The organism is Dasania sp. GY-MA-18 (assembly GCF_024734385.1).
In the GTDB taxonomy this organism is placed as follows: Bacteria; Pseudomonadota; Gammaproteobacteria; order Pseudomonadales; family Dasaniaceae; genus Dasania; species Dasania phycosphaerae.
This window is the reverse complement of sequence record NZ_JANHAP010000004.1, coordinates 212,727-231,209: the sequence shown is the minus strand read 5'-3', so window position 1 is coordinate 231,209 and position 18,483 is coordinate 212,727. Positions and strand designations below refer to the sequence as shown.

Here is an 18,483-nt window from a genome sequence, read left to right as displayed (position 1 = left end):
GCTGGCTTATCAATTAAACCTGCAGCAGGGCGGCGTTAAGCGCCTGTTCTAAGCGCTTTTTATAAAACAAGTAGCGGTTAGTGGGGGTGCTGTCGCCGGATTTTTCATTGCTTAGGCTTAAATCCAAGTCGGTAATGTAGCAGGGGTAGCGCTCTTTGGATTGCCGGCGTTGCAGTATGTGCTGGGCTACAGCGTTATATAATTGTTCGCCATATTCCTGCTCGCTAAACTCTTTTTGGTCGCAGTAAATAGTAAACAGTAGTAAGCCATTGTTATCGCGGCTGCCTATGGCTTGCACATTAAAAAAGCTGGGGCAGCCTTCGTGGTTAATCGGGTTGTTGCGAATAATGGTGTAGCCCGATTTTTTGTTGATGATTTCATAGTAATCAACGTTTTTAATATTGTCTTGTGGCAGTGTGTTGAGGTCGCCTTGCGTATCTATGGTTTCATTGTTTTGTCTAAACAACGTAGATTGTAAAAATAAATCCAGTGGCGTTAAAAAATTATTTTTATCTAAGCAGGGCGCGCTAAAGTGATTGAGCACGCCTAGCTCATCAATAATATAAATGTCAGCTTTGTGTTGCTGGCATAAATAAAAAACCTGTATGTTGCCCGCTTGCATATAGGGGCTTAAGGCAGCCACTGGGTTATTGCTTTGGCAGTGACGGTCAAACACCAAGGGGCTAAATTGTGTTTGCTTGCCACTAATGTTGCCCGCTAAATAATCCAGCATATCGCTATATTCGCCCATGTTTTCTATAGTGGGCTGCTGCTCGTTGAATTGCAGTATGTAGTAATCGTGCTGCACTTTTAATACGTAGCGGCTGTTGGCGGGTTTGTTGCCGCCGTGATAGCAGGCAGCGATATCGCTGAATAATTCTTCTACTCTATGGCTGATGGCGGCAGCGCGGCTGGCGCAAAAGCAGTGTATCTCTAATGTTGGCAAGGCCTTGTTACTGCCGGGTGGAATCATTTGCAAGTAGTCGCGCAGGCAGCGCAGCAAGGCGCTTTCGCCATCATAGCGGCGGGTGATTAATTCACCCCAGCTGTTTACCAGTACTTGCTCTATGTTGAGTACTAAGTTTTCACGCATGCCGCTGTAGCTTAGGCTATCGGTTTGGTCGCTAAGCCTTTCTATCCCCTGATTGCGCATAGACGATAGCGGGTCGGTGCTGATGTTGATAAACAGTTGTAACAGGGTGGGGCGCATAGGGCGCGAGAACTGAGTATCGGCTTGATCGCCGTGATCGGTATATTGGCTGGCAATGGGCAAGGTTTTTTGCAGGGCGCGGATTAGATTGAGTAGTTCAAACTCACCCACATCATGGGCGCCATTGACGATATTGCAGCGGGTGTGGCTGCTGAGTAAGCCGTTAAAATGGCACCAGACCAGCAAGCCAATTAAATGGTCGCCGCGCTTAAGGGGGTCATGTTGTTCGGTATCTTTGGCTAGTAAAGGCTCAGTGCTAACGCCCCAGTAGCTGTTGCCACTAGCAGGGCTGTCTACATAGTAAAAATTGAGTCTGTCTTCGGCCAGGCTATTGGATATGCCGGGGTTGATCCACTCTACCTTGCCGGCCTTGCGTTCAAAGGCGGCATACAGTTTGCGGCCTAATAAAGTCATATCAGCAGAGTTGATAAGCGCGGTGGCCTGGGTGCGGCGGGCAAAGTCTAATAAAAAACGGTAGCTGTTGGTAAGTTCGCGCACTATGTCTTTTTGCTCGGCGATAACGCGGGCTACTTTCCATTTATCTTTGGCGTCTAGGCTGTGTATATGTTCGCGCGGCCACTGCCACTCGCTGGTGAGTTTTTCCAGTAGCTGGCGCTGCCAGGATTTTACGTTATGAGTTTGTGGCCGGCTTAGGGCCTTGCCCACTTTAAAATAAAAACAACGTCGTATCAGCTCTAGGCGCGCTAGCTCATTACGGCCGATTAAATACTGCTCTAGTTTTCTAAATACCATCACGTAAGGATCTAGTTCATTAACATCTAGTTGCTTATTGTAAATGGCGCGTTTAAAGCCCGTGCTTAAGGGTTCTATATTGGGGTATTGATCGGCATAAACTTCCGAGAGCAAAATTTTAAGCGTGGATTTATAGGGTGAGTCTATACCTTTATACAGCTGCCAAATGCCCGCGCCTACAAACTCGCCCGCCGGTATTTGGCCTACGTTGCCAAAATCTAAACTGTCATCAGCGGGGATAAACCGTTTTTTTATCAGTGTGTCCACATAGTCTTGATAGCGTGACTCTTGCTCGGGGGGGCACAGCCACCAAATAGGAATACGGCCAGCTAGTAATAAGCCGGTGCGGTAAAACTCATCCAATAATAAAAAGTGCTGGCTGCTGCCACAGTCTTCGCCGGATAGGTTGGCGCGCTCACCTTGTTTGAATTTTTCGCTGTCCATTAAAAAACAATGGGCTTCTACCCCTATGCTCATAGCCCAGGCGCTAATCTTGTCGCACTTTTGGCGCAGCTGTAGTAAGCCCTCTTGGTCTACATCGCTGCTATGGCATACCCATATATCGATATCAGAGCGATCGGACTGTGCCACGGTACCGCAGGAGCCCATTAAAAACAGGCCGTGAATTTGCTGGCCTACGGGGGGTTGAAAGCGATAAGTAAAGCTGCGGGCCAGCTTGGTGGCGGCTAATTGCTGCTCTTTGCTGGGGGTGTAGTGGCTAACACCAAAGGGAGTCTGGTGTGATACATAACCTGGCAGCATGGGGTGGTTAACATGAAACAGCAGCGGCAGTAGCTGCAAAAATACCTGCTGCCTGTCACTTAGCGCCTGTTGGGTACGCTCTAGGCGCACAGCATTAACCTGTAAAAAGCGCTCTTTAACGGTTTTTAACTGTTTTCTATCTATGCCGTAATCAATGCTGGGTTGAGCCGCATCGCTGCTGGCGTTTTTGTGTGTAGACATGCTGACCCATTGTAGCTGAGCAGGGGGAATATAATTATTATTTGTGTTTTGGCGCTGCCAGTAATAAAGGCTATAGCCGCAGCGGCAATAAGCACGCAAGGTGCTGAGGCTTATTATAGGAGATATGAATAAAAAATCTTGTATTAATTGCTATCAGCGCAGGGCATAAACAGTTGCTGTCTTTGAGGTGGCGCAGCGTTAGAAAGTTGACGGCAATAGCTTAAGGGCTAATAGCTTTTTATAAAACGCTTATTTTTTGGCTGTGGTTTAGCTCAGCTTAGCTATGGCCCATAGTGCTGGAAAAACCATTCATAATGATCACGCCGGTAATAATAAAGCCCATACCTATAAGCGCGGCCGCATCCAGCTTTTGGCCAAAGGCAAACCAGCCCAGCAGTGAAATTAGCACTATGCCCACCCCAGACCACAGCGCATAAGCGATGCCTACCGGAATGGTACGCAAGGTTAGCGACAAAAAATAAAAGGCGATCATATAGCCTACGGCTACCACCAGGGTGGGCCATAGCTTAGTAAAGCCATCGCTGTGTTTTAGGGCTGAGGTGGCTATCACTTCGGATAGTATGGCTAGGGATAGAAAGATCCAGTTTTTCATAGTGTTTTGCTAACTAATCCGCAGGGGTGAGTAATAGTCGTTTTTACAGTGCTAGCCATGCTAAAGCCTGCCAGCGGTGAATTCAATATCAGGCGAGAAACACTGTATGGCTTGCCCACCTCGTTGTATAGGTGTAGGATGCCGCTCAGTTTTTGGTCCGACTTTGTTGTTACAAGTCGGTTAAATGGGAAGATGGTGCACCGCTTAGCGGCTATTCCATCGCTGCCCCCGCAACGGTAAATGCATGCTCGCATGCAAAGTCCGATACCAGCCAACAACTGCATTAACTCGATGAAGCGGAGGGCTTTATCAGTGGATTCTTACAGCAGCCCGTTTGCTCTAGCACTTCACTCTTACCCTCCCTCAATCACTTTACTTATCACTATAAGCCTATGTTGCTTATGGAAAAGATTGGGGATCCAATGAAAACATTATTATCTTTGGCTGTTTCAGCCATAGCCTCAGGCGCGGTAGTTGCGGCTGAGCAAAATCACAATAAAGCTGACGATATTATCGTGACGGCTACCCGCACCCAGCAAAGCTATGCCGAAACGTTGGCATCGGTTACGGTCATTAGCCGTGAAGATATAGAAAAATTTCAAGCGCAAAGCGTAGCCGAGCTACTGGCCAAGGCACCGGGCTTAAGCATCACTAGCAATGGTGGCCGTGGCGCCTCTACCGGTATTAGCTTAAGAGGCAATCAGTCCGACCACACCCTGTTTTTAATAGATGGCGTACGGGTAGGTAGTGCCACTTTGGGTAGCACGGCGGTGGAGTACCTAGACCCCGAACTAATAGAGCGCATTGAAATTGTGCGCGGCCCCAAATCCAGCCTGTATGGCTCTGATGCTTTGGGTGGTGTGATAAATATTATTACCCGCCAAGCCAATGCTAATCAGCCTTTATTAATTAAGGCGGCAGTGGGTAATCACAATACCAGCGAAGCTTCGGCCAGCCTGGGGCATAAAGGCGAAAACTATCAGGCTAATTTAACGGCCTCCTATGTTTATACCGGTGGCTATGATTTTACCGAAGATAAAACCGCGCCCAGTGATGATGACGACGCTTATAGGCAGCGGTCTTTAGGTTTTAATGGTAGCTACACACCTATTGATACGCTAACCCTGGGCTTAAGTTATCAATTTAATGAGGCTGAGTCCGAATACGATACCAATTGCTTTGGCTTTAGTTGCTCGCCTTATACCGATAGTAAAACCGAGTCTTTAAATGTTAGCGGCAGCTGGCAGCTACACACTGCTTTTAATAGCTCTTTAAGTGTGGGCTCGTCTAAAGATGAAACAGAAACACTTTACGATGAGTATGGTTTTAGTGGCGGCGTGTTTGAAACCGAAAAAACTAATATAGACTGGCAGAACGATATACGTGTTAGCGACAACGCTTTATTGACCTTGGGCTATGACTATTTAAATGAAAAAGTCGATGGCTCCACAAACTACGATGAAGACGAGCGCGACAACCATGCTGTTTATGCCCAGCTGCAATTTGTGCAAGGTGCGGTATCGGCTAACCTGGGCGCAAGAAATGACGACAATGAACAATTTGGTAGCCACGATACGTTTAACGCGTCACTGGGCTACGATATTGCCGCTGACTTAAAAGTGGTAGCCAGTTACGGCCAGGCCTTTAAAGCGCCTACCTTTAACGACCTTTACTATCCCTTTTTTGGCAACCCCACTATGGTGCCTGAAGAAAGTGAGAGTTATGAGTTAGCCTTTAAAGGCTTTGCTGATAATTACAGCTGGGCTGTTAGTGCTTATCAAAACGATGTGGAAAATTTAATCCAATACAACTCAGCTATTTTTGCCAATGATCAAATTGCGACGGCAACCATTAAAGGTATAGATGCTTCTTTTGAAACCGAGCTTATGGGTTGGACGGTTAACACGGCTTTAACCTTATTGGATACCCAGGACGATGCTACCGGTAATGAACTGGCGCGCCGCCCTGAGCAAGTTATCAATATTGATATAGATAGAAGCTTTGATCAGTGGTCAGTCGGTGCCAGCATCTATGGTGCTAGCAGCCGTTATAATGATGCTGCCAATAGCAGCAAGCTCAATGGTTATGGTACCGTGGCCCTACGTGGCGCCTATACCATAGACCCAGAGTGGAAGTTGCAACTAAAGGTCGATAATCTGTTTGAAAAAGATTATGTGCTCGCGCGCGGCTTTAGCTCAGGCAACTATCTATCATCGGGCCTGGAGTTATTATTCTCGGTGGTTTACACCCCAGAGCTATAAAACCCTTGCTGTAAAGGGCGTACTCTCAATGCTAAGCGTTATGCTATTGAGAGTACGGCCCCAGCAACTTCTATGTAGAGAGTATGAAAAGGTTAAACCCGCAGCATTTGCTAGCCATAACTTTATTGCTATTACCCCTGTCATTAGTGATAGCGCTTACTCTCGGCCCCGAAATCATCAACCCCATCACCTTGTTGACGGGGGATGCCGGGCAACCGGCCAATCAACTCATACTAGAAAAAATCCGCCTACCCCGCGCCCTAATGGCTGCCATTATCGGTGCCACCTTAGCGGTAGCCGGGGTGATGATGCAGGGTTTGTTTCGCAACCCCTTGGCGGATCCCTCTTTAATTGGTGTAACCAGCGGTGCTTCCGCTGGTGCCAGTTTAATGATCGTATTAGGTGCGGGCAGTGCCATAGGGGGCGTTAGCTTTATCGCCTTAGGGGCATTTGCCGGTGCGGTGATAGCCACCACCATTGTTTATAAGCTGGCCTCTAGTAGCAGCGGTACTTCGGTGGCCACCATGTTATTAGCGGGCATAGCTATTAGCGCCTTGGCGGGCGCGTTTAACAGTTTTTTCCAATACATAGCCGACAATCACATGTTGCGTCAAATCAGCCTGTGGCAAATGGGCTCACTTAATGGCAGCAACTGGCAGCGCCTGGCTATGGCCTATGGGGTGTTGGGCTTACTGCTGTGTTGGCTGCCGCGTTATAGCCGCGCGCTTAATGCTATGTTGTTGGGCGAATCCGAGGCGCGCCACTTAGGTATTTATGTGGATAGAGTAAAGCGGCAAATTATTATTTTGGTTGCGCTAGCGGTGGGGGTGGCAGTTGCCCTTAGCGGCACTATTGCCTTTGTAGGTTTAATCACCCCCCATATTATTCGCCTATTAATAGGGCCAGATCACCGCTATTTAATTCCCGGCTCAGCCTTGGCGGGGGCAATTTTATTAGTCTTGGCCGATGCGGTTTCGCGCATAGCCATAGCCCCCAGCGAATTACCCATAGGGGTGGTGACGGCAATATTGGGTGCGCCTTTCTTTTTATCTTTATTGCGCCAGCAGCGTAATACCAGCTTAATTGCGAGGTAAGTATGCTGCAGCTCAAACACTTACAATTACAGCTAGATCAGGCCACGATTTTAAAAGACGTACAGGCCGAAATTAATGCCGGTGAGTTGGTGGTGGTATTAGGCCCTAATGGCGCGGGTAAATCTTCGCTATTAAAAGTAGCCTGCGGCGAGCTTAGCCCCGACAGTGGCGAGGTGTATTACTGGTCGCAGCCTATGCACACCTGGCCCTTATTAGAAAAAGCCAAACAGTGCGCGGTGCTGGCGCAGCATCAGCTGTTAGATTTTCCCTTTAGCGCCAGTGAAGTGGTGGCTTTGGGTCGTACCCCGCACGACACCGGCCTGCAGTCAGATAAGCGCATTATCGATGAGGCACTAGCCTTAATGGATGTGGGGCATTTGCGCGATCATTTATACACCCAGCTCTCGGGCGGTGAAAAACAGCGCGTGCAATTGGCCAGGGTGTTGGCGCAGGTGTGGCAGGGTGATTGCTTATTGCTATTAGATGAGCCTACCGCCGCCTTGGATTTTTCTCACCAACAACAGGTGATGAATATATTTAAACGCAAAGCCATGGCCGGTAGTGCCGTGCTAATGGTATTACACGATTTAAATTTAGCCGCCAGCTTTGCCGATAAAATAATCCTAATGGCTGGGGGTGAGATCAAGGCCATGGGTACCCCTGAGCAAGTCTTGCAAGAGCCCTTGTTGCAGGACGTATTTAAGTTAAAGTTTCACCGCGTGGTACACCCCACCAGCGGCAAGCATTTATTTGTAAGCTGATGCTATTACTTAACCTAGCAGTGGCGCTATTGGCCGATCGAGTATTGGGTGAGCCCAAACGTTTTCACCCCTTAGTAGGCTGGAGCCATTACGCCAGTTTTATTGAGCGTTGCTGCAATGGCGATAAACGCTGGCAGGGTGTGTTGGCGTGGTTGTTAGCAGTGCTATTACCGGCTGCGCTGATTGCAGGCTTATTCCATTATTTACGCGCGCTAGAAATGGACTGGTTATATCAGTTGGCATCGGCTGGCTGTTTATATCTGGCCATAGGTTGGCAGAGTTTGCGCGAGCATGGCTTAGCCGTGGCCCATGCTTTGCAAAACAGTTTGGCTGAGGGGCGGGCGGCCGTAGCTCGTATAGTGAGCCGCAATACCGAAAATATGGATGAGCCCGCCGTACTGCGCGGCGTGTTAGAGTCCCTTTTAGAAAACGGTGCCGATGCGATTTTTGCTGCAATTTTTTGGTTTGTGTTAGCCGGCCCGGTAGGGGTAGTGGTGTATCGCCTAGCCAATACCTTGGATGCTATGTGGGGCTATCGCAGCGCCCGTTGGCAAAACTTTGGTTGGTTTAGTGCCAAAATGGATGATGTTTTAAATTATATACCCGCGCGTTTAACCGCCCTAAGTTACGCCCTGTTAGGCAATACTCGTGCAGCACTGCGCTGCTGGCGTGAACAGGCCCCGCACTGTGCGAGCCCCAATGGTGGCCCGGTGATGTGTGCAGGTGCCGGTAGCTTAGCCATCTTGTTAGGTGGCCCTGCTCAGTACCACGGTGAGTGGATGCATAAACCCATTATGGGCTGCGGTGCCCAGCCGCAACGAGCCGACATAGCACGGGCTATAGCTTTATTAGATCGCACCGTTTATGGCTGGCTAGCATTGCTAAGCGCGCTATTAATGATTCAGGGCTGGGCCAACTATGCTTGAGCACGGTGGCAATTTACTACTGGCGCAACAGCAATATCCTGAGGCGCAGCAGCCGTGGATAGACTTGTCCACCGGCATTAGCCCTTGGTCTTGGCCGGTACCCACCATCCCCGAAACTTGTTGGCAACGTTTACCTGAAATAAGTGAGAGTTTTAATATAGCGGTGGCAGATTATTACGGCGTGCAAGGCTTAGTGCCCGTGGCGGGTTCGCAGCAGGCTATAGAATTATTGCCGCAATTATTACCCGCTGCCCGCGTTGCTATGCCCATATGGGGCTACAGCGAACACAGCCAGGCTTGGCAAAAAGCGGGTCATCAAGTGCTGAGCTATAACAGCTACCAACAACTGCAAAACTTACTTGAGCAAGTAGAGCATGTGCTGGTGATTAACCCCAACAACCCCACGGGTGAGTTGTGGAGCTGCGAGGCCTTGCAAAAAATACAGCAACAAGTCAGTGGCTATTTAGTGGTAGATGAGGCTTTTATAGACAGTTGCCCGCAGCCCAGTATGTTGCAGCATGTCAGCAAGGGCTCATTAATCGTGCTGCGTTCTATGGGTAAATTTTTTGGCCTGGCGGGCATACGGCTAGGTTTTATTTATTTACCACACGAATTAAAAACCAACTTTGAACAGCGCTTATTATTATGGGGGGTGACGGCCCCCAGCCTGTATATAGCAGAACTAGCGTTAAGCGATAAAACTTGGCAGCAGCAACAACGCGAGCGCATCAAACAAATGCAGCAAAGTATGTTGGTATTATTAGCGACTTATTTGCCGGGTTTACAGCTTAAGCCCGGGCCATTATTTATTTCTGTAAGCGGCCCCCATGAAATATTAGCGGCCATAAAACAGCAGTTTGCCCAGCAGGGGATATGGCTGCGCATATTTTCACCAATAGAGCCTCAGGGCGAAGGTTTACTGCGCTTTGGCATACCCGCCGATACCGAGCGCTGCTTACAAGCATTAAAAAGTATAAATTTATGATGAAATTATTAGTCTTATGTATAGGTTTGTTTAACCTAGTGCCTGCTCTAGCCATACAAGTCACCGATGACAGCGGCCAAGTTATACAGCTAGACAAACCCGCCAGCCGGGTAGTGGCCTTGGCGCCGCATATAGTCGAGCTGGTTTATGCGGTGGGTGCAGGCGATAAATTAGTGGGGGCGGTGAGTTACAGTGATTATCCTGAGGCCGCTAAAAAAGTACCTAGGGTAGGTAATTACAAAAACTTTAGCGCTGAAGCGATTTTGCGTTTGCAGCCCGACTTAATATTGGCTTGGCACTCGGGCAATGGCGCCGAACGCATCAAAAAAATCGAAGAGCTAGGTATTAAAGTGTATTGGGGTGAACCTCAAACATTGGAGTCGGTAGGGGAATCTTTGCGTAAAGTTGGGCTGCTGTTGGGTGAACAAGACTCCGGCGCGGCGGCTAAACACTTTAACGAAAAACTCAGCGCCCTGCGACAGCAGTACCAGCACAAAAATCCAGTTAGCGTTTTTTACCAAGTGTGGAATGAACCCTTACAAACGCTAAATGGCGACAGCTTACTCAGTGATGTGATATCGCTATGTGGCGGCCATAATGTTTTTGCCGATGAGCCAGCCTTGGCACCTAAGCTCAGTGTAGAATCAGTATTGCATGCCAACCCGCAAGTCATTATTGCCAGCGGCATGGGGGTAGAGCGCCCCGAGTGGTTAGATGTTTGGTTGGAATGGCCGCAGTTACAAGCCGTAGTTAACAAACAATTATATTTTATCCCCCCCGATATTTTGCAGCGCCATACCCCTAGAATTTTGCAAGGTGCAGAAATAATGTGCCAAAAGTTAGAGTTGGCCAGAGAGGTTTATCAATAAGATGAGCCAGCCCTTAGCCTTTACCGAGGCCATGCGCGAGTCGGTATACAAAGCTATTTTTGAGCGCCGCGATATGCGCCACTTTAATGGCCAACCAATGGACGAAGCCATAATGCAGCGCCTGTTTACCGTGGCCCATGCGGCCCCCAGTGTGGGCTTTATGCAGCCCTGGCGTTTTATACGGGTGCAAAAGCCAGAGCTGCGTCAGCAATTGCATCAGCTAGTACAGCAGGAAACCCTAACCACCGCTGAGCAATTAGGTGAAAAGAAGCAGGCGTTTTTACAATTAAAAGTGCAGGGCATATTAGATTGCTCCGAGGTGGTGGTTGTCACCTTAATGGATAAACGCGAGCAACATGTGTTTGGCAGAAGAACCCTACCCGAAATGGATGTGGCTTCGGCGGCCTGCGCTATACAAAATATGTGGCTGGCTGCCAGAGCCGAGGGCATAGGCTTGGGGTGGGTGTCATTATTTGAGCCGCAGCAAGTAAGCGAGTTATTGCAAATACCAGAGCAAGCCACCGCCATAGCCATCTTATGCATAGGTCCTGTTGATGAGTTTTATCAGCAGCCCATGTTGCAACAAGAGCAGTGGGCACAGCGCGGCGATCTCAATCACTATATTATGAACAACGGTTGGGATGAGCAAAAAGCGCAGCAGGCGCAACAGCAGTGGGGTGACAATGAGCGCAACTAAAAAGTCTTTTAGGGCCGCCAACACTTTAATGGTGCAAGGTACTACCTCTGATGCTGGCAAGAGCGTAATGGTGGCAGCACTATGCCGTATTTTTAAACGCCGCGGCAAAAAAGTTGCGCCTTTTAAACCGCAAAACATGGCCTTAAATTCTGCCGTTACCGAAGATGGTGGCGAAATAGGCCGCGCGCAAGCGGTGCAGGCGCAGGCGGCAGGGGTGGCACCCCATACCGACTTGAACCCGGTATTATTAAAACCCACTACCGATATAGGCGCGCAAGTCATTATCCACGGCAAAGCCATATCACAAATGCAGGCCCAGCAATATCATCACTATAAAACTACGGCGATGGCGGCAGTATTAGAATCGCATCTGCGCCTCAGTAAAGCGTATGAGTTGATAGTGGTTGAAGGTGCCGGCAGCCCCGCCGAAATAAATTTGCGCGATAGAGATATAGCCAATATGGGTTTTGCCGAAGCGGTAGATTGCCCCGTTATTATTATTGCCGATATCGATAAAGGCGGTGTGTTTGCTCACCTAGTAGGCACTTTGGAATTATTAAGCGAGTCCGAACAGCAGCGCGTGGTGGGCTTTGTGATTAATCGCTTTCGCGGCGATATCGCTTTATTACAATCGGGCTTGGATTGGTTAGAGCAGCGCACCGGCAAGCCGGTGTTGGCGGTGGTGCCTTACCTGCAGGGTTTTCATTTAGAGGCCGAAGATGCGCTTACGGCCAATATGCCAGCCGAGTTAGACAATAGCATTAAGGTCATCGTACCCGCCCTGCCACGTATTAGTAATCACACCGACTTTGACGCCCTGCGCTTGCACCCGCAGGTTGAATTTGAGTTTATAGGGCCGAATCAAAACATACCCGCTGCCGATTTAATTGTGCTGCCCGGTTCAAAAAGCGTATGCGCCGATTTGCAATGGCTGCGGGATAACGGCTGGGAGCAGGCCTTACAAAAACACCTGCGCTACGGTGGCAAGGTCATAGGCATATGCGGCGGTTTTCAAATGCTGGGTAAAACCATAGAAGACCCCGACGGTATAGAAGGCAATATAGATTCAGTGCAGGGCTTTGATTATTTAGCTGTTAGCACTCGCTTATACCCTGAAAAACAGTTGGTGAATGTGCAGGCGAAACTATGGACCGGTGCCCAAGTGCAGGGTTACGAAATTCATGCAGGGGTTAGCAAGCTGACCGGTGAACCCATGCTAAGCATAAATGGCCGCCCCGAGGGCGTGCGCACTGAACAAGTGCTGGGCACTTATTTACATGGCCTGTTTGATAGCGAGGCTGCACTGCAGGATTTATTGCAATGGGCGGGTTTAGCGCAGGTTGAACAGTTTGATTATGCCGCCTTAAAAGAGCGAGAAATAAATCGCTTAGCCGATGCGGTAGATGAGAGTATGGATTGGGATAAGTTGTATAAGGGCTTGGGATACAGTCTCTAGTTGCTAGTGGTTAGTCTCTAGAAAAGGAATGGATGCCGGGTCGTGGCCCGGCATGACACTGACGCTACGTCATACCGGCGTATGCCGGTATCCATACAGAGCACATGAATAGAAATAGCAAGGAGCCAAGGATGGCTAAGCAAGCAGCAGTTTACATACTGGCCAGCAAAAGGAATGGTACTTTATATATAGGTGTAACCGGTCACTTAATACAGCGCATTTTGCAACACCGCAATAATGAGGCGGATGGCTTTACTAAAAAATACCAAGTGCATAAGCTGGTGTATTTTGAACTGACGGATTGCATTACCGCTGCGATAGCTAGAGAGAAACAATTAAAGAATTGGCGTCGCAGTTGGAAGATAGAGTTAATAGAAAAAAATAATCCAGAGTGGAATGATCTTTGGTATGAAATTATAGAGTGATGGTGGATGCCGGGTCGTGGCCCGGCATGACAGCATGCCACACTGGGGTGCAAGGTGAATTGCACAGAAAGAGAGGGTGCCCTGGGGCACGCCGGTATCCATAACAGTACAACAGGAGAAAAATATGAGTGACGACAAGAAAAACCAAAAACACAAAGCCTCTATGGAAAAGCAAAAAGAAAAAGTCGATGCCCGTATAGAGCAGGCCTCTACAGAGCGTGGTGTTGCCATTTTATTAACCGGTAATGGCAAGGGTAAATCCAGCTCCTCTTTTGGCATGATTATGCGCGCCCTGGGTTATGGCCATAAAATTGGTGTGGTGCAATTTATCAAAGGCCAGCAGCTGTCCGGCGAAGAAATGTATTTAAAAGAACACTGCCCGCAAGTGGATTTTTACCAAATGGGCACCGGCTTTACTTGGAATACCCAAGACAGAACCGCCGATATAGAAGCTGCAGAAAAAACCTGGGCGGTAGTAGAGCCCATGTTAAAAGACCCCAGCTACGATTTAGTGGTGTTAGATGAGCTTACCTATATGATCGCCTATAAATACTTGGACGAGGATATGGTGATTAACGCCATTAAAAACCGCCCGGTAGAACAGAGCGTGGTAGTAAGTGGCCGCGGTGGCGGTGCTAAATTGCAAGAGGCAATGGATACCGTATCGGAAGTTAAAGAAATCAAACACGCTTTCAAGGCAGGTATCAAAGCGCGTCAGGGTGTGGATTACTAAAGCCCTTATGTTATCGCCAGCAAGTGCACTATGCCCCGCCCTGTTTATTACCGCACCCGCTTCGGGCGAGGGTAAGACGACTATCACTGCAGCCTTGGCACGTTTATTAAGCCGCCAAGGCAAAAGAGTACGCGTATTTAAAACCGGCCCCGATTATCTAGATCCACAAATATTACAGCTAGCCTCAAGGCAACCGGTAGTACAACTGGATATGTGGATGGCGGGGGAGGACTGGTGTCAGCAGCAATTATTTTTGGCAGCACAAACTGCCGATTTAATTATTATTGAAGGGGCCATGGGCATGTTTGATGGCCAGCCCAGCAGTGCCGATTTGGCAGCACGCTTTAATATACCCATGGTGATAGTAATGGATGTTAAAGCCAAAGCACAAACCGCTGCGGTGCTGGCTATGGGCTTGGCCAATTACCGCGACGATGTACAGGTAGTGGGCTTAATGGCCAATCACTGTGCCTCTAACCGCCACAGAGAATTAATTGAGCAAACCTTGCCGAATGACTTACCTTTAGTGGCTTGCCTGGCTAACAGCGAGCAGATAAAACTACCGGAAAGGCATTTGGGCTTAGTGCAGGCGCAGGAAATAAACACCGAGCTTGAAGGCTTATTAGAGGCTGGCGCCGATGTGTTAGTCGCAACAGGCATAGCAGATTTTATTGCGGGCTTAGCGCCGGTTACTTTTTTTGAGCAGCCACTAGCACCGTTACCAGCCTTACTTAAAAACCTGCGCATAGCAGTAGCAAAAGATGTGGCGTTTAGTTTTATCTACCAAGCCAATATACAGTTGCTCATCGATATGGGTGCTGAGTTGCGTTATTTCTCGCCGCTGAGTGATAGCGTCATACCTGCCGCTGATGCGCTGTGGTTGCCCGGCGGCTATCCCGAGTTGCACGCGCAAACTTTAGCGGATAATCATAGCTTATTGCAGTCTGTTAATGATTTTCACCGCCAGCATAAACCTATCTTAGCCGAATGCGGTGGCCTGCTGTATGTGTTGCAGTCTTTACAAACCTTGGCGGGCGAAAGCTATAACATGGCGGGTTTGTTGGCAGGGCAGGGCGTAATGAAAGCAAGAGGCGGTTGCCAGGGTATGCAAACGGCCGCTTTGCCAGAAGGTGAGTTGCGCGGCCACGCGCATCATCGTTCGGCCAGCCAGGGCACCCCTGAGGCTATGAGCTTTGGCCGCCGTGCTAACCACCCAGCACCGGGTGAGGCGATTTATAGAGAGGGCAGTTTAACTGCCAGTTACCTGCATTTATTTTTCCCCTCTAACCCCACGGCGATTGCGCGCTTATTTAAGCCCGTTGGCTAGTGTATTCATAAAACTGACATAAAACTTTCTTATTATCACTGCAGAAATTAATTGGCAGGCTTACTAAAAGCTTTGCCTATGAACCTAAGCAGTGATGGATGGAAAAGTTATGGATACTACAGTGATAGACAATGCCCCTATGGCTAGCGCAGTGATAAATACCGCCGTAAAAGTAAGTGAAGTGATATTAGTGGCGGTTGACCCCAGCCGAAATTTTCACCCTGCGTTAGAGCGGGTGATAGTCAATGCTAGCCTGCGCAATAAAAAACCACGCCTGCATTTATTTATTGCGGTAGATGTTAATGCCAGCAAAATTAATCCGGCTAATGACAATATTTACCCCTCCTTAGCCTCGTTAAATAAACTAGTGCAATCGGTGGAGGCGCAAGGCCTACACTGCGAAACGGAATTGTACTGGGCTGAGCAATGGCAACAGGGTATGTTAGATGCCGCCAAACGTATTAAGGCTGATTTAATTGTAATGACGGATCACAGCAATGTGTCGCGCAATATTTTTTTAGCAGACTCTAAATGGCAGTTATTGCGACAGGCTAAGCGGCCCGTAATGCTAGTGCGCGGCGGCGCTTCGGGCAGGCGCGAAAGTATATTGGCAGCCGTAAATATGCAAGCTACAGATGAACAGCATAAAATTTTAAACCGTCGCATACTGGCCGTAGGTAAACAAATGGCTAAGCAATATAAAGCAGAGTTTCATGTGGTTAATGCCTATCAAGACTCCATGCATTATCCCGATAGAGGTGAGCTAGTGCGTGAGGCCGGTGTGGATACCGCCAATGTGCATGTCAAAAAAGGCTCGCCTGAATCAGTTATCGCCGAGACTGCTGCCGCCATAGCGGCCGATGTTGTGGTGATAGGCACTATGGCCAGAAAAGGGGTGATGGACAGTATACGTGGCCATACCTCAGAGCGAGTGTTGAATAATCTACAGTTTCAAGATGTGCTCACAATTAACTAATACACAAGGCCATTAGTACGGTGGCTTCAATAATTTCTACCGCGGCACCGGTGGTGTCGCCGGTATTGCCCTGCAGTCTATCCATCATTAAATAGCGTAAACCTAGCAAAACAATAGCGCAGCTGCTTAACACAATCAGCGCCGTAGTTAGGCTTAAACTAATAAAGCACAGTAATAACATAGCAAGCAGCACCGCAGCGATAGCTGGTTTTGAAGAGTAAGTAATAAAGTGCTGCGCTAGGCCATCTTTGCGTACATAGGGTGTAGTTAAAAATAAAATCAACGGCACGCAGCGGCCTATCAGTGGTGCCAGTAGTAGTGCGACAAGCTGGCCTTGCTCTAGCAAACTGGCTAGGGCGGAAAATTTAATGATGAGTAGGCAGCCTACCGCCATTAGCGCGGCACTGCCGCAGCGTGGGTCTTTCATGATTTCCAGGCTGCGCTCTTTGTCGCCGGTGCCACCCAGCCAACCATCGGCGCTGTCGGCCAAGCCATCTATATGCAAACCACCAGTAATAAAAACCCAAAACGTTAACAGCACCGCCGCTAATACTAGGGGCGGCATAGGGATAAGCTGCGCGATTAATAGCATCAGCAAGCCTATGGCTAAACCCACTACCGGAAAATAGGCTAAGGCACGGCCAGAATCCTGCGGCTGAAAATCTTTTAACACCGGCATGGGTAGCCGGGTTAAAAACATAAAGGCGGTAATTAGTGGGCGCAGTGATAATTTAGGCATGGGGTTTTTCAACTATTATGTTGTTGAGCAAGCGGTTGATGAAAAATTAATTGCGGCCAGTCGGGCGAGCCCGCTTGCTGAAAAATTTTTATCTGGCTAAGGCAGGCATGGGGCACCGACAAATACGACAGCGGCCGCAGCGGCATTTGTAAGATATGCGCCAGGATTATACGTATCACCCCGCCGTGGCTAACCACTAAGCTATGCTCACCGCGATGTTGTTCCACTAATTTCTGCCAGCTATGCACTACCCGTTGTTGAAAGGCGGTTAATGGCTCGCCATTGGGTGGGGTATGTTTAGCGGGGTTTTGCCAAAAGTTGCTCACGGCTGTGGGCTGTTGTTGCTGTACTTGCTCGGTTAAACAGCCGTCCCAGTCGCCAAAACTGATTTCTTGCAAGCCCGGCTTTAGTAATAAAGCGGCGTTATGGTTTTGGCTAAGCTGTAGGGCAAAGGCGCTGCAACGCTGTAAGGGTGAGCTAATAATCTGTTGCCAGTGTGTTGCTGGCTGGGGGTAGGCCGCTATGGCCTGCTGCATTTGCTGCCAGCCTAAGTCGCTTAAAGGCGAGTCGGTATGGCCGCGAAAAATCAAGCCGCCCTCACACTCGCCGTGACGCAATAAATCTATAGTGGTGACGCAAGTTTGGGTCATGGCTAGTCTTTATTGGCCACGCCAGCGTCGGCAAAGGTGGCCATATTATTGTGTAAGTCACAGGCCAGTTTTAGCAGGGGCAGGCACACTGCCGCGCCGCTGCCTTCACCTAAACGCATGCCCATATTGATTAGGGGCGGGTAGGCAAAGCCTTCAAATAAAGCTTGCTGGCCGGGTTCCGCTGATTGATGGCTGAGTAGCAGCCAAGGCTTAACACTGGGATTAATCGCTATGGCATAGGCGGCGGCTACGGTGCAGATAAAGCCGTCTACCAAAGCAGGCACGCCTAGTTGCGCGGCGCGTATATAGCCGCCCACTAAGGCGGCAATTTCTAAGCCGCCTAAGTTTTGTAAATTATTTAAGGGGCTGTTGCTGTTGGCTTTATGCAGAGCTAAGGCGGCATTAATCACTTGTGCCTTATGTTGTTGCGCTGCTGCGTCTATGCCGGTGCCCGGCCCCACTAATTGCTGGGCATTAACTTGTAATAGCGCGCAGGCCAAAGCGGTGGCCGAGCTGGTGTTGGCTATGCCCATTTCACCACCCAGCCACAGGTCTTGCTGGCGGCTTACGCTGTTTCTGCCCACTTCCAGTGCCGCTAATAATTGCGCTGATTGCATGGCGGGGCCGTGCGCAAAGTTGGCGGTGCCTGCGGCTATGCGCTGGTCCAATACTTTGGGCAATTCGGGTAGCGCTTGTACTGTGCCTACATTACTAATGGCTAAATCGGCGTTCAGTGTTTGTGCGATAACAGCAATAGCAGCGCCACCGCTGGAAAAGTTTTGCACCATTTGTGCGGTCACCGCCTGCGGAAAGGCCGAGACATTTTCAGCCGCTATGCCGTGATCGGCGGCAAAAATATGTATATGTATATTTTTTAATTGTGGGTGGTGGCTACCTTGCAGGCTGGCTAGGGTAATGGCCAAGGTTTCCAATTGCCCTAGTGAGCCCGCCGGTTTAGTGAGTTGGCTTTGGTGCTGAGTTGCGGCAGCGCGATGTATATCCGAGGGAACTTTTGCTTGCTGTAAAAACCAATCCATTTTTATTC

The 18,483-nt window shown here is 49.1% G+C and carries 17 protein-coding genes and 1 riboswitch; of the genes, 12 read left to right on the top strand and 5 right to left on the bottom strand.

Going from position 1 to position 18,483, the window contains the following annotated elements:
- Positions 1 to 13: 13 nt before the first annotated feature.
- Both NO559_RS06960 and NO559_RS06955 read right to left on the bottom strand, forming a co-directional pair.
- The gene (locus NO559_RS06960; RefSeq protein WP_258331087.1) at positions 14 to 2,926 is read right to left on the bottom strand and encodes a class I adenylate cyclase; all 2,913 of its coding nucleotides are present in this window, start codon (positions 2,924 to 2,926) and stop codon (positions 14 to 16) included.
- A 277-nt stretch (positions 2,927 to 3,203) separates the two neighbouring features.
- Positions 3,204 to 3,539, bottom strand: a complete 336-nt coding sequence (locus tag NO559_RS06955) for a multidrug efflux SMR transporter (RefSeq protein ID WP_258331086.1) — start codon at positions 3,537 to 3,539, stop codon at positions 3,204 to 3,206.
- 136 nt (positions 3,540 to 3,675) lie between these two features.
- Positions 3,676 to 3,830: riboswitch (cobalamin riboswitch) on the top strand.
- A gap of 131 nt (positions 3,831 to 3,961) precedes the next feature.
- Between NO559_RS06955 and NO559_RS06950 the strand changes: the two genes are divergently transcribed.
- The 12 genes from NO559_RS06950 (at position 3,962) to NO559_RS06895 (ending at position 16,049) form a co-directional block, all read left to right on the top strand.
- The gene (locus tag NO559_RS06950) at positions 3,962 to 5,800 is read left to right on the top strand and encodes a TonB-dependent receptor domain-containing protein (RefSeq protein WP_258331085.1); all 1,839 of its coding nucleotides are present in this window, start codon (positions 3,962 to 3,964) and stop codon (positions 5,798 to 5,800) included.
- Positions 5,801 to 5,883: 83 nt separating this feature from the next.
- Positions 5,884 to 6,894, top strand: coding sequence for an iron ABC transporter permease (locus NO559_RS06945; RefSeq protein ID WP_258331084.1), 1,011 nt, complete (start codon positions 5,884 to 5,886; stop codon positions 6,892 to 6,894).
- 2 nt (positions 6,895 to 6,896) lie between these two features.
- Positions 6,897 to 7,655, top strand: coding sequence for a heme ABC transporter ATP-binding protein (locus NO559_RS06940; RefSeq protein ID WP_258331083.1), 759 nt, complete (start codon positions 6,897 to 6,899; stop codon positions 7,653 to 7,655).
- Positions 7,655 to 8,581 (top strand): adenosylcobinamide-phosphate synthase CbiB, encoded by a 927-nt coding sequence (cbiB, locus tag NO559_RS06935; protein WP_258331082.1) that lies wholly within the window; start codon positions 7,655 to 7,657, stop codon positions 8,579 to 8,581. Before NO559_RS06940 ends, cbiB begins: the two co-directional genes overlap by 1 nt.
- Complete coding sequence (cobD, locus tag NO559_RS06930) at positions 8,574 to 9,566, top strand: threonine-phosphate decarboxylase CobD (protein ID WP_258331081.1); 993 nt, start codon at positions 8,574 to 8,576, stop codon at positions 9,564 to 9,566. The genes cbiB and cobD overlap by 8 nt, the downstream gene beginning before the upstream one ends.
- On the top strand, positions 9,563 to 10,435 hold the full coding sequence (locus NO559_RS06925) for a cobalamin-binding protein (protein ID WP_258331080.1): 873 nt from the start codon (positions 9,563 to 9,565) through the stop codon (positions 10,433 to 10,435). The genes cobD and NO559_RS06925 overlap by 4 nt, the downstream gene beginning before the upstream one ends.
- A gap of 1 nt (position 10,436) precedes the next feature.
- Positions 10,437 to 11,132, top strand: a complete 696-nt coding sequence (bluB, locus tag NO559_RS06920) for a 5,6-dimethylbenzimidazole synthase (protein ID WP_258331079.1) — start codon at positions 10,437 to 10,439, stop codon at positions 11,130 to 11,132.
- On the top strand, positions 11,119 to 12,588 hold the full coding sequence (locus NO559_RS06915; RefSeq protein ID WP_258331078.1) for a cobyric acid synthase: 1,470 nt from the start codon (positions 11,119 to 11,121) through the stop codon (positions 12,586 to 12,588). Before bluB ends, NO559_RS06915 begins: the two co-directional genes overlap by 14 nt.
- 131 nt (positions 12,589 to 12,719) lie before the next feature.
- Positions 12,720 to 13,013, top strand: a complete 294-nt coding sequence (locus tag NO559_RS06910; RefSeq protein ID WP_258331077.1) for a GIY-YIG nuclease family protein — start codon at positions 12,720 to 12,722, stop codon at positions 13,011 to 13,013.
- 124 nt (positions 13,014 to 13,137) lie between these two features.
- Entirely contained in the window at positions 13,138 to 13,746 is a 609-nt protein-coding gene (cobO, locus tag NO559_RS06905) for a cob(I)yrinic acid a,c-diamide adenosyltransferase (protein WP_258331076.1), read from the top strand.
- Between the two features lie 7 nt (positions 13,747 to 13,753).
- Positions 13,754 to 15,073 (top strand): cobyrinate a,c-diamide synthase, encoded by a 1,320-nt coding sequence (locus tag NO559_RS06900; RefSeq protein WP_258331075.1) that lies wholly within the window; start codon positions 13,754 to 13,756, stop codon positions 15,071 to 15,073.
- 109 nt (positions 15,074 to 15,182) lie between these two features.
- Positions 15,183 to 16,049, top strand: a complete 867-nt coding sequence (locus NO559_RS06895; RefSeq protein ID WP_258331074.1) for a universal stress protein — start codon at positions 15,183 to 15,185, stop codon at positions 16,047 to 16,049.
- Here the strand turns inward: NO559_RS06895 and NO559_RS06890 are convergent.
- The 3 genes from NO559_RS06890 to cobT are packed head-to-tail and all read right to left on the bottom strand — an operon-like array spanning position 16,042 to position 18,475.
- A complete protein-coding gene (locus tag NO559_RS06890) occupies positions 16,042 to 16,788 on the bottom strand; it encodes an adenosylcobinamide-GDP ribazoletransferase (protein WP_258331073.1) in 747 nt (248 codons plus the stop codon). The genes NO559_RS06895 and NO559_RS06890 overlap by 8 nt on opposite strands.
- Before the next feature lie 8 nt (positions 16,789 to 16,796).
- On the bottom strand, positions 16,797 to 17,438 hold the full coding sequence (locus tag NO559_RS06885; RefSeq protein WP_258331072.1) for a histidine phosphatase family protein: 642 nt from the start codon (positions 17,436 to 17,438) through the stop codon (positions 16,797 to 16,799).
- A 2-nt stretch (positions 17,439 to 17,440) separates the two neighbouring features.
- Complete coding sequence (gene cobT / locus NO559_RS06880; RefSeq protein WP_258331071.1) at positions 17,441 to 18,475, bottom strand: nicotinate-nucleotide--dimethylbenzimidazole phosphoribosyltransferase; 1,035 nt, start codon at positions 18,473 to 18,475, stop codon at positions 17,441 to 17,443.
- Positions 18,476 to 18,483 lie beyond the last annotated feature (8 nt).